At 68.6% G+C, this 15118-nt stretch carries 16 protein-coding genes and 2 tRNA genes; 3 read left to right on the top strand and 15 right to left on the bottom strand.

The window, feature by feature from the left end; genetic code table 11:
* Positions 1 to 47: 47 nt before the first annotated feature.
* Together LIG30_RS07145 and LIG30_RS07140 are read right to left on the bottom strand one after the other, a co-directional pair.
* A complete protein-coding gene (locus tag LIG30_RS07145) occupies positions 48 to 890 on the bottom strand; it encodes a glycosyltransferase family 2 protein (RefSeq protein WP_038710844.1) in 843 nt (280 codons plus the stop codon).
* A gap of 128 nt (positions 891 to 1018) precedes the next feature.
* Positions 1019 to 1771, bottom strand: coding sequence for a glycosyltransferase family 2 protein (locus tag LIG30_RS07140; protein WP_038710842.1), 753 nt, complete (start codon positions 1769 to 1771; stop codon positions 1019 to 1021).
* 201 nt (positions 1772 to 1972) lie between these two features.
* On the opposite strand from LIG30_RS07140, the gene msbA reads away from it, so the two are divergent.
* The gene (gene msbA / locus LIG30_RS07135; protein WP_235510233.1) at positions 1973 to 3724 is read left to right on the top strand and encodes a lipid A export permease/ATP-binding protein MsbA; all 1752 of its coding nucleotides are present in this window, start codon (positions 1973 to 1975) and stop codon (positions 3722 to 3724) included.
* Between the two features lie 115 nt (positions 3725 to 3839).
* Entirely contained in the window at positions 3840 to 4256 is a 417-nt protein-coding gene (locus LIG30_RS07130) for an RcnB family protein (protein ID WP_038710838.1), read from the top strand.
* Between the two features lie 72 nt (positions 4257 to 4328).
* On the opposite strand, the gene LIG30_RS07125 is transcribed toward LIG30_RS07130, so the two are convergent.
* The 4 genes from LIG30_RS07125 to LIG30_RS27515 form a co-directional block, all read right to left on the bottom strand.
* Entirely contained in the window at positions 4329 to 4886 is a 558-nt protein-coding gene (locus LIG30_RS07125; protein WP_038710917.1) for an FUSC family protein, read from the bottom strand.
* Positions 4887 to 4930: 44 nt separating this feature from the next.
* A complete protein-coding gene (locus LIG30_RS07120; RefSeq protein WP_038710836.1) occupies positions 4931 to 6202 on the bottom strand; it encodes an MFS transporter in 1272 nt (423 codons plus the stop codon).
* On the bottom strand, positions 6199 to 7158 hold the full coding sequence (locus LIG30_RS07115; protein ID WP_038710835.1) for a PRC-barrel domain-containing protein: 960 nt from the start codon (positions 7156 to 7158) through the stop codon (positions 6199 to 6201). Before LIG30_RS07115 ends, LIG30_RS07120 begins: the two co-directional genes overlap by 4 nt.
* Positions 7159 to 7394: 236 nt before the next feature.
* On the bottom strand, positions 7395 to 9098 hold the full coding sequence (locus LIG30_RS27515; RefSeq protein WP_038710915.1) for a methyl-accepting chemotaxis protein: 1704 nt from the start codon (positions 9096 to 9098) through the stop codon (positions 7395 to 7397).
* Between the two features lie 335 nt (positions 9099 to 9433).
* Between LIG30_RS27515 and LIG30_RS07105 the strand changes: the two genes are divergently transcribed.
* Positions 9434 to 9715 (top strand): hypothetical protein, encoded by a 282-nt coding sequence (locus LIG30_RS07105; protein WP_152986026.1) that lies wholly within the window; start codon positions 9434 to 9436, stop codon positions 9713 to 9715.
* Between the two features lie 68 nt (positions 9716 to 9783).
* Here the strand turns inward: LIG30_RS07105 and LIG30_RS07100 are convergent, their stop codons facing one another.
* From LIG30_RS07100 to LIG30_RS07060, 9 genes are all read right to left on the bottom strand, one after another.
* Positions 9784 to 9987, bottom strand: coding sequence for a hypothetical protein (locus tag LIG30_RS07100; RefSeq protein WP_038710833.1), 204 nt, complete (start codon positions 9985 to 9987; stop codon positions 9784 to 9786).
* Between the two features lie 451 nt (positions 9988 to 10438).
* Positions 10439 to 10514, bottom strand: a tRNA-Gly gene (locus LIG30_RS07095).
* A gap of 6 nt (positions 10515 to 10520) precedes the next feature.
* Positions 10521 to 10596, bottom strand: a tRNA-Asn gene (locus LIG30_RS07090).
* Between the two features lie 201 nt (positions 10597 to 10797).
* Positions 10798 to 11013: a hypothetical protein gene (locus LIG30_RS26085; RefSeq protein WP_152986025.1), complete on the bottom strand. Its 216-nt coding sequence runs from the start codon at positions 11011 to 11013 to the stop codon at positions 10798 to 10800.
* A gap of 308 nt (positions 11014 to 11321) precedes the next feature.
* The gene (gene rng / locus LIG30_RS07080; RefSeq protein WP_038710829.1) at positions 11322 to 12791 is read right to left on the bottom strand and encodes a ribonuclease G; all 1470 of its coding nucleotides are present in this window, start codon (positions 12789 to 12791) and stop codon (positions 11322 to 11324) included.
* A gap of 8 nt (positions 12792 to 12799) precedes the next feature.
* Entirely contained in the window at positions 12800 to 13432 is a 633-nt protein-coding gene (locus LIG30_RS07075) for a Maf family protein (protein ID WP_038710828.1), read from the bottom strand.
* 50 nt (positions 13433 to 13482) lie between these two features.
* The gene (gene rlmH / locus LIG30_RS07070) at positions 13483 to 13953 is read right to left on the bottom strand and encodes a 23S rRNA (pseudouridine(1915)-N(3))-methyltransferase RlmH (protein ID WP_038710827.1); all 471 of its coding nucleotides are present in this window, start codon (positions 13951 to 13953) and stop codon (positions 13483 to 13485) included.
* Between the two features lie 9 nt (positions 13954 to 13962).
* Entirely contained in the window at positions 13963 to 14409 is a 447-nt protein-coding gene (gene rsfS / locus LIG30_RS07065) for a ribosome silencing factor (RefSeq protein WP_038710826.1), read from the bottom strand.
* 4 nt (positions 14410 to 14413) lie between these two features.
* On the bottom strand, positions 14414 to 15115 hold the full coding sequence (locus LIG30_RS07060; protein ID WP_051994907.1) for a nicotinate-nucleotide adenylyltransferase: 702 nt from the start codon (positions 15113 to 15115) through the stop codon (positions 14414 to 14416).
* Positions 15116 to 15118 lie beyond the last annotated feature (3 nt).

Genomic DNA, 15118 nt, shown 5'->3' with positions numbered 1-15118 from the left:
AACGCCCCGGGCGATTCCGCGCGGGACCGCCCGGGATCGCGCGCAAATCAGCTGAAAGCCCGCTTGATCCGGGAGCGCAGCAGCGCGCGCCGCAGCTTGCCTTCGACGACCGGCGTGTCGAGCGCGACGCGCTCGCCCGCCGGCTTGCCGCGGTGCAGGTAGTAGCGGTCGAAGGTCGCCTGCGTCATGCCCCACTTGTTGAGGAACTGGCGGCGGCCGTCGTTCTTGACGATCTTGCCGGTGCTCTTCTGCTGGAAGTGGTAGACGAGGCTGTCGCCGACGCCGAGGAAGATCCGGCAGCCGGCATCCCAGAATTTCATCGAGAAGTCGTTGTCGCTGCTCATCCCCGGGGAGAGTTCGCTGCTGTAGCCGCCGATGCGGTTCCACCAGTCGCGGTGCACGAGCGTCGGCGGCCAGGTCGAGCCGAGCCAGTCGGCGCGCGCGAGGCGCGGCGCGGCGGCGACGAGGCCGTCCGCATCGAAATGCCCGGCGTCCCGGCCGAAATCGGCGACCACGACGCACGGATTGCGCGTGTCGACCGGCTCGACCATCGTTCCGGACAGCATGAAGAGGTCGCCCGGCATCTGCGCGATGCGGCGCGCGAGCGCGGCGTCCCAGCCGGGGCAGCAGTACATGTCGTCGTTCATGTAGACGACGTACTCGCGCGTCGCGCGCGCCGCGGCGAGGTTCACCGCATGGCAGATGCCGATGTTCGCCGGCGACGCGGTGTGTTCGATGCCCTGTTCCCGCACCCAGTCGAGCGTGCCGTCGGCGCCGTCGTTCACGTGCACGATGATCTGATGCTCGTACGCGGAATGCCGGCGCAGGCTGTCGACGACGAGCTTGAGGTAAGGCAGGTTGTTCCAGGTCGGGATGATGATGGAGAACATGGCGGTCGGAATCGGTGGTCGTCGTGTCGGGGCGCGTCGTTGCGCGGCCTCGCCGATGTGCGCGCGCGGCGCGCGGGCAGGGCGGCATTGTACCGCCGCGGCGCCTGCGCGCCGCCGCCGGCCGCGCGTCAGCGGGCCGGTTCGTGGCCGAGTTTCAGGAAGCGGTAGTAGACGGTCTCGGCGTTGAACACGGCGATCATGAAGCCGGCCCGCCCGTCGAGGAACCCGCGCCGCAGAAGGTAGGTCCGTACGAAGGCCCACGCGCCGCGCGCGAGCGCCTTGCCGAAGCCGCCGCGCTGGCCGGCCGCGCGCCGCTGCCGGGCGCCCGCCGTCGAATACGCGTCGAGCTTGCGCACGACGGTCTCGAAGTCCTCGTACGAGTAGTGCATCAGCTTGCCCGCGAGGCGTTGCGCGGGCGTGTCGAACACCAGCCGTTCATGCACGAGGTCGTCGGAGAAGCGCGCCGCGCCGCGCCTGAACAGGCGCGGCACCCAGTCCGGATACCAGCCGCTGTGACGGACCCACTGGCCGCAGAAGCTCGACAGCCGGTCGAGCGCATAGACCTGTGCGGCCGGCGCGCGGAGCGCCGCGCGGATCGACTGCGCGAGCTCCGGGCTGACGATCTCGTCGGTGTCGATCGACAGGATCCAGTCGGTGGCGAGCGCGTCGAGCGCGCGGTTCTTCTGCGCGCCGAAGCCGGGCCAGTCGGGCTGCGCGATCACGCGGGCGCCGTGCGCGCGGGCGATCGCGACGGTGTCGTCGGTGCTGCCGCCGTCGATTACGACGACGTCGTCGGCGAACGCCAGCGCGTCGAGGCATTGCGCGAGCCGCGCGGATGCGTTGAGGGCGATGAGGGCGACGCCGAGGGTGGGTTCTGCCATGTAGTCGTCAGGTGCGCGGAGGGTACGGTGAGCGGCAGTATACCCGCGGCCCTCCGTGGCGGCGGAGGCGGTGCGGCTATAATGTCGGGCCTTTTCGGCACCCGCCCGGCGCGATCGGGCCCCGGGCGATCCGCGCGCCGGGCGCCGCGCCGCGGCTCAGGAATGATCGCCTTGGACACTCAGAACACGCTTCGCAAACCCATGGACGAGGCCGGCACGTCGCCCGCCACGGTCCTCAAGCGCCTGTGGCCGTACATCAGGCCGCTCGTCGGCATCGTGGTGCTCGCCGTCATGACGATGGGCGTCGTCGCGGCGACGGAGGCGGGGATCCCGGCGCTGCTCAAGCCGCTCCTCGACCACGGCTTCGGCTCGCACGGCAGCGACCGCGCGAAGTGGTACGTGCCGGCCGCGGTGATCGGCCTCGCGTTCGTGCGCGCCGTGTCGCAATACGCGTCGAACTACCTGCTCAACTACGTCTCGAACCGCATCCTGCTGCAACTGCGGCTCAAGATGTTCGAGCGGATGATCCACACGGGCGCGTCGTTCTTCCAGCGCGAGAACGCGAGCACGGTGATCAACGCGATCGTCTTCGAGGTCAACCAGATCCTGTCGGTGCTGACCGGCGTGATGGTCACGCTCGTGCGCGATTCGCTGACGGTGATCTTCCTGCTCGGCTACCTGTTCTACCTGAACTGGCGCCTGACGCTGATCGTCGCGGTGATCCTGCCGGGCATCGGCTGGCTCGTCAGCAAGATCAACCGGCGCCTGCGGCGGCTCAACCGCGAGCACCAGACGCTCACCAACGAGCTGTCGTACATCGTCGAGGAAACGGTCGCCGGCTACAAGGTCGTCAAGGTGCACAACGGCGAGCCGTACGAGCTCGACCGCTTCACCGCGATGAGCAAGCGCCTGCGCGGCTATGCGATGCGCATGACGGTTTCGGGCGGTCTCGCGCAGCCGCTCACGCAGTTTCTTGCGTCGATCGCGCTCGCGGTCGTGATCACGATCGCGGTCGTGCAGTCGTCGAACGACCAGACGACGGTCGGCGGCTTCGTCGCGTTCGTCACGTCGATGCTGCTCGTGATCTCGCCGCTCAAGCACCTGATCGACGTCAACCAGCCGCTGCAGCGCGGCATGACCGCGGCCGAGCTGATCTTCGGGCTGATCGACGAGCCGGTCGAGCCGCAAGGCGGCGGCCGGCCGCTGCCGCATGCGCGCGGCGAGATCGAGTTCCGCGACGTGTCGTTCGATTACGGCGCGTCCGAGCGGCCCACGCTCGACGCGATCTCGTTCAAGGTCGCGCCGGGCGAGATGGTCGCGCTCGCGGGGCCGTCCGGCAGCGGCAAGACGACGCTCGTGAACCTACTGCCGCGCTTCTTCGATCCGACCGGCGGCGCGATCCTGCTCGACGGCGTGCCGACGGCCGATTACGACCTCCATGCGTTGCGCAGCCAGATGGCGATGGTCAGCCAGGACGTCGTGCTGTTCAACGACACGATCGCCGCGAACGTCGCGTACGGGCAGACGCCCGATCGCGCGCGCGTGCAGGCGGCGCTCGAGGCGGCGAATCTCGCGGACGCGGTCGCGGCGATGCCCGACGGACTCGACACGATCGTCGGCGGCAACGGGATGCGGCTGTCCGGCGGACAGCGGCAGCGTCTTGCGATCGCGCGCGCGATCTACAAGGATGCGCCGATCCTGATTCTCGACGAGGCGACGTCGGCGCTCGATTCGGAATCGGAGCGGCATGTGCAGGCGGCGCTCGAGCGGCTGATGGAGGGCCGCACGACGCTCGTGATCGCGCACCGGCTGTCGACCATCGAGCGCGCCGACCGCATCCTCGTGCTCGAGGCCGGCAAGATCGCCGAGGAGGGCAGCCACGCCGCGCTGCTGCAGCGCGGCGGCCTGTACGCGCATCTGCACCGCATCCAGTACCAGCAGCAGACGGCCTGACCCGGAGCGCGCGGCATCCTGCCGCGCGCACGCGCCGCGTCGCCCCGTTGTGCTAGGCTTGTCCGCGCATGCCGCAGTCGATTCATTCGTCCTGATACCAACGAGGAAACACGCAATGAAGATGCAACGCATGATGTGGATGGCACTGATCGCGGCGGGCAGCACCGCCGCCTCGCTCGCGCTGGCCCAGCCCCACGGGCCCGACGAGGGCGACATGCATCACGGGCCGGCCGATCATCGCATGGAGCGCGGGCCGGGCGATCACCGCATGGACCACGGCCGCGAGCCGATGCGGATGCAGCCGGGCCAGATGCGTCACGACGAAGGCCCCGGCCCAGGCCCCGGCGAGTACCGCGAATGGCACCGCGGCGACCGGCTGCCTGCCGAATACCGCGATCGCCAGTATGTGATCGACGACTGGCGCGAATATCACCTGAGCCAGCCGCCGCGAGGCTATCACTGGGTCGGCATCGGCGGAGATTACCTGCTGGTGCAGATCGGCTCCGGCATCGTGCTGCGGATCGGGCCGTAACGCGCCCGCGCGCGTGCTGCCTGGCGCCGGGCGTCAGGCAGCACGCAGCGGCGGCCGGACCCTCGCCGCCCGCTACGGGCGGCTGACCCAGTACCGTTCGATGCGCGACAGCCCCCAGCTGACCGTGAGCGCGCAGACGGTGCCGAGCGTCACTTCCCCGAGCCGCACGAGCGGAACGTCCCACAGCGGGCCATCCACCGGAAACAGCAGCACGATGGTCGCCGTGACGCCGCCGAGCCGCGCGGCGCTGCCGACGTTCAGGCACCAGCAGCAGACGATCACGACCGCGATGGTGATTGCGTACGCGACGAGATGTCCGCCGCCGAACGCCGCGCCGGCGAAGCCGAGCAGCCCGCCGGCCATCGCACCGATGAACTGGTCGCGCGACAGCGCCATGGTGTCCGCGTAGTTGTGCTGTGTCACCGCGATCGCGGTGATCGCCGCCCAGACGGCCTGTTCGGTGTGCAGCGCGCGGCCGATGCCGTACGCGAGGCACGCGCCGCAGACGGCCTGCAGCGCCATCAGCGCGCCCTGCGCGACGCGCTGGCTGAACGACAGCCCCTTGAACAGGTCCAGCACCGACTGCTGGATCTGCCGCCGGGTTTGGTTGAGTGCTTTCATTGTTTCCATGGACTGGCAGTCTTTCGCCGCGCGCCACCGGCGCGCGGCTCGCATCAGCGTGCCTGCTCGGCCGGGGCGCCCGCGGAATCGGCGGCGTCGGCCGGGTCGGCGCCGTTGTCGACGCGCGTTTCCGGCATGCCGAGCCAGACCAGCAGCACGGCGAGCGCGCCCGCGCCGGCCAGCCCGAAGAAGCTGGTCGCGTTGCCGAAGCGATCGGCGACGAAGCCGGCGGCCGCGGTGCTGAGCGTCGCGCCGATGCCGGCGGCGAGGCCGAACAGGCCGATGCAGAGGTTGTAGCGGCCCTTGCCGCCCGCGACGTCGGCGGCGATCAGCGGCAGCATCACGCCGAACACCGCGGCGCTGATGCCGTCGAGCATCTGCACCGGCACCAGCAGATACGGGCTGCTCACGCCCGCGAACAGCAGCGCGCGCACCGGCAGCGCGGCGAAGCCGAGCAGCAGGATCGGCCGGCGGCCCCAGCGCTGCGACGAGCGGCCTACCCACGGCGACAGCATCGCGACGATCGCCTGCGGCACGACGATGCATGCGGCGATCACGAGCTGCACGTTGTCGCCCATGCCGGCCGTCACTTCGCCGGCGGCGAGGTTCAGCATCGCCGCATTCGACAGGTGGAACAGCACGATGCATGCGGCGAAGATCAGCATGCGGCGGTCGCGCAGCAATTCGAGCAGGGTCTCGCGCCGTTCGCCTTCGCTTTCGTCGCCGTCGCGCTTTGCCGGCACGTGCGGCGCGACGGTATGGGTCGGCTGGATCATCGCCAGCGCGACGAGCGCCGGCAGCGCGAGGACCGCAGTCAGCCAGAACACCGCGCGCGCGGAGAAATACTCGCCGGTGAGGCCCATCAGGCCGGCTGCGACCGCACTGCCGATCGACGCCCAGCGCGCGTTGCGGCCGAGCCGGTCGCCCAGGTTCGAGCGGCCGACGAGCGAGAACGAGATCGCCGCCATCGCCGGCACGAGCATGCAGCTCGCGAAGCCGTGGAACACCTCGGCGGCGATCACCGGCACGATCGTCGGGCTGGCGGCGAGCAGCACCGCGGACAGGATGATCGCGGCGATCGCCCAGGCGGCTGCGCCTTTCTTGTTCTTCAGCGCGTCGACGGCTGCGCCGCCGGGCACCTGGCTCACCATCGCGCTGATCGTGCCGATCGACAGCACCATGCCGATCTCGCCCTGCGTCCACTTGTGCGATGCGAGATACGACGCGATGAAGGGACCGAACCCGGTCTGAACGTTCGCGACGAAGAAATTGAGCCAGTCGAGGGCTCTCAGGCTGCGCGGGCTGACGGCTTGCCGGATCGTCATCGTGTGGCGCTCGCGGACGATGCCGGCGCGGCGGCGGCCGGCGGCGATACGGCGACGACCGGCTTGTCGGCCGCGTAGGGCGGCGTCGCCTTGATCTGGGCGTCGTTCAGGTCGAGCTGCGCGCGCAGCGTCTTGTCGCGGGTCACGAAGCGCAGCGCCGACCAGTTCGCGGCGATCGCGCGGCGATCCGGCGCGACGAATCCGTCCAGGTCGAGCACGATCGCCAGAGGCTGCGCGTCGCGGTCGATCAGCACGTCGACCACGCGGCCGATCTTCGTGCCGTTGGGGCGCTCCACGTCGCTGTCGAGCATCGGCAGCCGGGTCGCGGGCGAGGCGGCGGGCGAGCCGGACAACGGCACGATCCGCGGGCGAATCGCGGGCGGCAGCTCGCCGGCCGGCACGTCGAGCACGATCGGTTCGCGCTTGCCGCCCGGCGTGAAGCGGAACACGTTCCACGGAAAGCTGACCTTGCGGTCGCCGATCCCCATGAAACCCCGCAGGTTCACGATCATCTCGCGCGGCTTGCCGCTCGCGTCGGCGACCATGTCGACCGCGCGGCCGATCACCTTGCCGCCGCGCCGCTGCACTTCGCTGTCGAGCAGCGCGCGGACCTGGCTGCGATCGAGCGTGCGCGTCGCGACGAGCGGCGCGGGCGGCGGCGGCGCAGGCGGCGCCGGCTCCGGCGGCTGCGCAGGCCGGGGCCGGACCACGTCGTGGTGCGGCTTTTTCGGCGCCTCGGCTTCCGGTTGCTGCGGCGCGGGCGTCGGAGGCAGGGTGAGCGGCTCGCCGGCCGTTTCCTCGACCGCCTCGACGAGCGCTTCGCTGATCGGCGCGGGCGGGGTGCGAGTGGGCAGCATGCCGCAGCCGGACAGCAGCGCGGGGGCAACGAGAACCAGGAAGGCCGTCAGGGACGGGGAGGACAGGCGGGAAGCCGGATGCGGGAAGCCGCCGCTCATTGTGGCACTTACTCCAGGGGTCGGGGCGGACGCGAGGGACCGCTGCTGGCGATGGAAGGCGGGTGCGTGCGGCGCACCACGCGAGGGGAGAGTTTAACGCGTCTTGCCGGGAAGACCGATGCCCGCGCGAGCGATCAGGTGACTTGAGCCGCGCGCCAACGCGGTCGCGTGAGCGGGGCCGGCCGTCGGCGCGGGCGGCCCCGGCGGCGGGGCGCGTCACGGCGCGCCGCCAGGGGTCAGAACGTTTCCCAGTCGGATGCGGCGGCGCCGGCGGATTCCGCCGCAGGCTGCGCCACGGCGGGGCGCGGCGCGGGCGTCGCGATCGCGGGGCGCGCGGCCTTCTTCACCGCAGCGGTGCGGCTTCTGGCCGCGGCCGGCACCGCGGCGGCGGGCGCGTTGTCCGGCGCGTGCCCGGCCACCTTGAACACCGCGACCGTCGCGCGCAAGGTCTGCGCCTGCTGGACCATCGACTGCGCCGCGGCCGACGCTTCCTCGACGAGGGCGGCGTTCTGCTGCGTCACCTGATCCATCTGCGCGACCGCCGTATTGACCTGTTCGATGCCGGTGCGCTGCTCTTCGGAGGCCGCGGCGATTTCGTTCATGATGTCGGTGACGCGCTGCACGGAGTGAACCACCTCGTGGATCGTACGGCCCGCTTCGTCGACGAGCTTCGCGCCGAGATCGACCCGGCCGACCGACTCGGTGATCAGCTCCTTGATTTCCCTGGCGGCCGTCGCGCTGCGCTGGGCGAGCGTGCGGACCTCGCCCGCCACGACCGCGAAGCCGCGTCCCTGCTCGCCGGCGCGTGCCGCCTCGACGGCCGCATTGAGCGCGAGGATGTTGGTCTGAAACGCGATGCCTTCGATGACGGCGATGATCTCGGCCATCTTCGACGAGCTGGCGGAAATGCCCTGCATGGTTTCGACGACGCGGCCCGCCATCTCGCCGCCTTGCCGCGCGACGCCCGACGCGGTGGACGCGAGCGTGCTGGCCTGCTGCGCGTTTTCGGCATTCTGGCGGACCGTGCCGGTGAGCTCTTCCATGCTCGCGGCCGTTTCCTCGAGGGACGCGGCCTGTTCTTCGGTGCGCTGCGACAGGTCCTGGTTGCCCTGGGCGATCTGCGCGCTCGCGGTGGCCACGGATTCGGCGTTTTGCCGCACGGTGGTCACCACCTCCGACAGCGCCGTCTGCATGTCCTTCAGCGCGCGCAACAGCTGGGCCGTTTCGTTGGTGCCGGCGGCGTCGAACTGAATGCTCAGGTCGCCGGCCGCGACCGAGCGCGCGATCGCCACGGCCTGGCCGAGCGGGCGCGTGACCGCCCGGATGATCCATACGCCCATCAGGACCGCGATCACGACCGCCACCGCGCTGCATATCGGCAGGATGACCTTCATGCTGCCGACCGCGTCGAATGCCTGACTGGCGGAGCCGTCCATCAGTTCTTTCTGGCGGCCGATCAGGTCGTCGACGGAAGCGAAGTAGGCGAGCTGGTGCGGCCGGATCTCGTCCAGCAATACATGTCTGGCTTCGTCGGCTTGTCCGCCCGAAATCAGGCCCGTGAACTTTCCGTACGTCGCTTCGTAGTCCGCGCGCGCCTGCATGGCCTTGGCAAGCAGCGCCTTCGCCTTTTCGTCGTGGATCGTCGGGCTGAGCGTGGCCCAGCGTTCGTCGACGTCCTTGCTGGCCGATGCGAGCAGCGCGAGCTCGCTCCTGACGTCGGCCGGGTTGCTCATGATGAGCGTGTTGCGCAGCGAGCGGGCTTGCTGGTTCAAGCCGCCCTTGATGTCGTTGAGCGCGGCGATCTTGACGTAGCGCTCATTGACCACGGTGTCGAAGGCGCCGCTGACGGCGTTGATCTTGACCATCGAGATGGCGCCCACCAGGGCGATCAATAGCGACAGGATGCCGAATCCGAGCACAAGCCGGGTGGAGATCTTCATGTCGTTCAAATTCATGTGGCGCATGGCAGGGTGATGGATGGATACCCGGGCGATATCCGGACGTGCCTCGTGGGCAACGCCCGTTCTTCAGCCCGTGACGATCAGCAGTGCATGCGTCGACCTGCGCAGCGGGCAGTCAACGATGACTTCGGGGCGAAACGAAGCCCCGCCGGTTCAGGACCGCGGTTGCAAAGGTTTCATATTCATTACGTATAGTTGACGGAATTCTTTATGGCATCCCGCTATTTTTTTGATATCCGTCAATTTGTTTGCTTCGCGGGTTCGCCGATTCGTGAGCCGAGTCGCTGCCGCGCATTCGCGGCGGTGGCTGAATCATGCACGTCGTCAGTCGTGCGTGGGCTGCGTCAGGGTTTTCTCCCGTGGCGCATCGAATTGAAGCGCTACCAGAATGGTTTCCGGTGTGGGGTGAGGAGGAGAAGATGGAGATTCGCTGGGAGAGGCTGTATTCGGGTGGCCTCGGCGAGTACTACGAGTCACCGGCGGCAAGCCGTCGCGCGATGCGGCGCGCGAAGGCCATGCGCGCGCTCGCGGCAATCGCATGTACGTCGGTGGCGATGCTTGTCGTTGCCGCTGTCGTTTTCCATTGGCCGGGATAAGCCGCTGCTGCGGGGCCGCTCGCAAGCGGCGCTGTCGCGAACCTGTATCCGGGCGTTCCGTCAGCCGGTCAATCCATGATGGTGACGTGGGTGTCGTCGGGCGCGCGAAATTCAGTGACCCGGCCCGCGCGAACATCGAGCAGCAGGTGATCCAGCGCTTCGATCCTCGCAAGCGCGGCCCCGGCATGCCCCTCGATCCTGTCGGAAGCAGCCTGGTGCGCCTTGATCAAGAGCTCCAGCGCTTCTGTTCGTGTCATGAAAATACGATTCATCGTGCGTCACCTCGCTTTGGGTGGCGACGATAGCACAACTGACACCGTTCGATGCTTCCGATCGCACGCCCGATTGCGCGTGGCCCGAAAAAAAATGCCCGCGTGACGCGGGCGAGCTTCGCTGAGAGAAACCTTGAACCAACAGGAGTACTGATCCTACCGCCCGAATGCCGCGCGTTCGAGGCAGGTAAACCCGCTCGCTGTTTACCCTCCCGGCGTCGGAGCCGGATGGGCACGACGGGCGTCGAGATGCCGTTTCGGTCGGTGGATCGACGGAATGGCGGACGCATGTTCGCCGAAGCGGAACCGGGAGAAAAACAGCGGGGAATCTTGCGGAGGGGGAACGGCAATGTTGCCGTCTTCGCCAGCGGCGCACGTGGGCAGGATCGAACGGCCGGCCTCTCCTTCATCAGCGGAGGGCGTTACCGCCGGGCCACGTGGGCATGTGTAATGGAGCGGGAGACGAGTCTCGAACTCGCGACCTCAACCTTGGCAAGGTTGCGCTCTACCAACTGAGCTACTCCCGCATTACTTGGCTCCCCGACCTGGGCTCGAACCAGGGACCTACGGATTAACAGTCCGGCGCTCTACCGGCTGAGCTATCGGGGAAGAGGGGGCAGATTATGCACACCCGCCGGAAATTTGGCAAGTTTTTTGTGCGCCCTCGGGATGCTTGCGCTGTCGCGCCGAAAAAGACGGCAGTCCGGGCGTGGAGCCGGGTGCCGGCCGCGCGGTCATGATGGTGCCGCAGGGGCTGCGGGCGCCGGCCGCGAATCGCCGCCGTCGGCTGCCAACCGCGCATGGCGGCGCTCAGCGCGGGAACGAACTGAGCGAGGCGATGACGCTGGCGGCGATCGTGGCGACTGCGATCGCGCATCCCGCGATCAAATGGCCGTAGGGCGGTTTCATGATGAAAGTGAGGCGGATGCCGGTAGCGGGTGTTGAACTGAGGCTACTGTAGCGGACGCGGCCCGCCGTTCGGCTCGGGGTAAACGATTGCTTAATAAACAATTGCAGGATCTGCAAAAGACGTCGGGCGCGTCATTCGGCGAGGGCATGGGCTGACGCCGGGGTTGGCCGTTGTTTGCTGCGCATACCGGCTCCGGCATTGATGGAAATCAATGATCGGATCAAATGAAATGCGACAATCTGCCGCATCATGGTATTCACGGCGAACGTTCCCGATGAGTCGACGAATCAGGATTTTGGGGTGGCTGTCCGTTTTGGGCACGGCTTCTCTTTGTGCAGTGGAGTTTGCGCTTCACACATGGCTGTGGCATTAAACATCAGGGATTCATCTCGTGCGGACGACGCGGCGCGAGATAGCGCAAGCCCTACATCAAGACGATGTCGTACTGCTCCTGGCTCAGATTCGACTCGACCTGCAACGACACCGGCTTGCCGATGAAATCGATCAGCATCGCCAGATGCTGCGACTCCTCGTCGAGGAACAGGTCGATCACCTGCTGCGACGCGATCACGCGGAATTCGCGCGGATTGAACTGCCGCGACTCGCGCAGGATCTCGCGCAGCACGTCGTAGCAGACCGTGCGCGAGGTCTTCACCTGGCCCTTGCCCTGGCATACCGGGCACGGCTCGCACAGCACGTGCGCGAGCGATTCGCGGGTGCGCTTGCGGGTCATCTCGACGAGCCCGAGCTGCGAGAAGCCGTTGACCGTCACGCGCGTGCGGTCGCGCGACAGCGCCTTCTTCAGCTCGGAGAGCACCGCGTCGCGATGCTCGGCGTTCTCCATGTCGATGAAGTCGATGATGATGATCCCGCCGAGATTGCGCAGCCGCAGTTGCCGCGCGATCGTGTGCGCCGCCTCGAGGTTGGTCTTGAAGATCGTGTCGTCGAAGTTGCGCGCACCGACGTAGCCGCCGGTGTTCACGTCGATCGTCGTCATCGCCTCGGTCTGGTCGATCATCAGGTAGCCGCCCGACTTCAGGTCGACCCGCCGCGACAGCGCGCGCTGGATTTCCGCCTCGATGTTGTACAGGTCATAGAGCGGCCGCTCGCCGGTGTAGTGGTGCAGCTTCGGGCTCACGGCCGGCGTGAACTCGGCCGCGAATTCGGCGAGGCGCTGGTGCGTCTCGCGCGAATCGACCTGGATGCGCGTCGTGTCGTCGTTCGCAAAGTCGCGCAGCACGCGCTGCGCGAGGTCGAGATCCTGATACAGCAGGCTCGTCGCGGGCAGCCGCTGCGCAAGCCCGACGATTGTCGCCCAGGTCTTGCGCAGGTACGCGACGTCGGCGGCCAGCTCGTCGCTCGTCGCGTCCTCGGCGATCGTGCGCACGATGTAGCCGCCTTTCTCGTCGGCCGGGAGCACCGCGGTCAGGCGCGCGCGCACGGCCTCGCGCTCGGCCTCGCTCTCGATCTTCTGCGAGATGCCGATGTGCGGCTCCTGCGGCAGGTAGACCAGCGTGCGGCCCGCGATGCTGACCTGCGTCGACAGCCGCGCGCCCTTGGTGCCGATCGGGTCCTTGATGACCTGCACCATCAGCGTCTGGCCTTCGAACACCGTCTTCTCGATCGGCTGGTGCGCCGCGCCCGTCTGCGGATCGCCGGGCAGGCGCGGCTGCCAGATGTCGGCGACGTGCAGGAACGCCGCGCGCTCGAGGCCGATGTCGATGAACGCCGACTGCATGCCGGGCAACACCCGCACGACCTTGCCGAGATAGATGTTGCCGACCCGTCCGCGCGACAGCGTGCGCTCGACGTGAAGCTCCTGCACCGCGCCTTGTTGGACCAGTGCGACCCGCGTTTCCTGCGGCGTGATGTTGATCAGGATTTCTTCGTTCATGGTGCGATTCAGAAGTCGACGCGCGCCGCTCGCAAAAGCGCCGCCGTCTCAAAAAGGGGCAGACCCATGATACCCGAATGGGAACCGTCGATCCGCTCGACGAATTCGGCGGCGCGGCCCTGGATCGCGTACGCGCCGGCCTTGCCGAACGGCTCGCCGCTCTCGACGTAGCGCAGCAGCGCGTCGCGGGACGCGGCGCCGAAGCGCACCGTCGAGCGCGACAGCGCGGGCGGCAGCCGCTCGCCGTGCGCGTCGATCACGGCGAGCGCGGTCAGCACTTCGTGATCGCGGCCGGCAAGACGGGTCAGCATGGCGAGCGCGTCGGCCGGATCGGACGGCTTGCCGAGGATCGCGCCGTCGATCGTCACGGTCGTGTCGGCGACGATCAGCGGCGCGCCCGGGCGGTCGCTCGCGACGAGGCGGTCGCGGGCCGCGGCGGCCTTCGCGGCGCACACGCGCAGCACGTAATGATCGGCCGCTTCGCCGGGCAGCTCGGCTTCGAGCGCTTCGGCATCCTCATCGGGACGCGGCAGCAGCAGTTCGAAGCGCACGCCGAGCTGCTGCAGCAGCTCCTGGCGGCGCGGGCTTTGCGACGCGAGGTAGACGTACGGGAAAAGCTCGTGGAAAGCGCTGGACGGCATGGTGTCGTGAGTCTCGTTGGGCGCGCGCCGCGCGTCGCGAGGACGACGCGTCAGGCACGGTGGTAAGGGTGATTCTGCGTGATGCTCCACGCGCGGTAAAGCTGTTCGGCGAGCAGCACGCGAACCATCCCGTGCGGCAGGGTCATGCTGGAGATGCGCAGCAGCAGGTCGGCGCGCGCCTTCAGCGCCGGATCGAGCCCGTCAGCGCCGCCGATCACGAACGCGACGTCGCGGCCGTCCTGCTGCCAGCCGGGCAGCGCCTGCGCGAGCTGCATCGTGGTCCAGTCGCGGCCGCGCTCGTCGAGCGCGACGATGCGCGCGTTCTTCGGCAGCGCGGCCTCGATCTTCTGCCGTTCGGCCACCATCACGCTTTCGGCGCTGCGCCCGCCGGCGCGCAGCTCGGGCTTGATCTCGCGCAGCTCGATGCGCAGCTCGGGCGGCATGCGCTTCGCGTACTCGTCGAAGCCGGCGGCGATCCAGCCGGGCATCTTGTGCCCGACCGCCAGGATGTGAAGCTTCATCGGCCGGGCTTAGCGGCGGCGCGCCGGGGTCTTGCGCGCCGGACGGGCGGTGTCGTCTTCCTCGTCCTCGTCCTCGTCCGAAGCCTGCGCGGCGGCGCCGTTCGCGCCCGCGCCGCCGAGCTTCATCCGCACCGGCTTGTCGCCCCAGATTTCCTCGAGGTTGTAGTACTGGCGCAGCGCCGGCTGCAGGATGTGCACGACCGCGTCGCCGCAGTCGACGAGCACCCATTCGCCGGTGTCCTCGCCTTCGGAGCTGACGACGTCGCCGCCGGCTTCCTTGACCTTGTCGCGCACGTTCGACGCGAGCGCCTTGGTCTGGCGGTTCGAGGTGCCGGACGCGACGATCACGCGGTCGAACAGTTCGGTCAGGTGGGTCGTGTTGAACACCTTGATGTCTTGCGCCTTGATGTCTTCGAGAGCGTCGACGATCACGCGCTGCAGTTTGCGAATATCCATGGAATCAGGAGTGGTAGAGACGATGTTGAAGAATATAGGTCCAGACGGCGGGCGGCACGTGTTCGGCCGACGCGTCGGGCACCTGTGCGCGCCGCGCGATGCATTCGCGCAGGTGCGCGCGGATGTCGGTCGCGGCGATGTCGAACGCCAGCGTCGTATCGATCAGCAGATGGCCGGCCGGCGTTCGTTTGAGCAGGTCGGCGCCCGCCTGCCGCGCGGCGACTTCCTGCGCGACCGCGTGCGACGCCGCCGCGAGGTCGAAGCCGGGACGGGTCGACGCGCACACGTGCGCGAACGAGAACAGCCGTCGCCAGTCGCGCCAGGTGTCGAGCCGCACCAGTTGATCCGCGCCGATCAGCAGCGACAGCGACGCGTCGGGGCCGATGCGCGCGCGCCAGCGCTCGAGGGTCTCGACCGTGTAGGTCGGACCGACGTGTTCGATCTCGTCGGTCGCGACGCTGACCGACACGCCCGGCAGCACGAGCGACTGCGCGGCGGCGCGCGTCATCGCGAGCCGGTGCTCGGCGGCGGACACGTCGTGCTTCTGGTACGGCTGCCCGGCGGGCAGGAGCACCAGCTCGGTCAGGTCGAGCACCGCGGCGAAACGGCGCGCGAGGGCCAGATGGCCGTCGTGGATCGGGTCGAACGTGCCGCCCAGCAGGCCGATACGGCGCGGCAGCGGGGCGGGGCGGGCGGGGGTGTTCAGGGA

This window comes from Burkholderia sp. lig30 (assembly GCF_000687455.2).
Classification (GTDB): Bacteria; Pseudomonadota; Gammaproteobacteria; order Burkholderiales; family Burkholderiaceae; genus Burkholderia.
The sequence above is the reverse complement of the archived record's forward strand: the minus strand, read 5'-3'. Positions and strand labels throughout refer to the sequence as shown.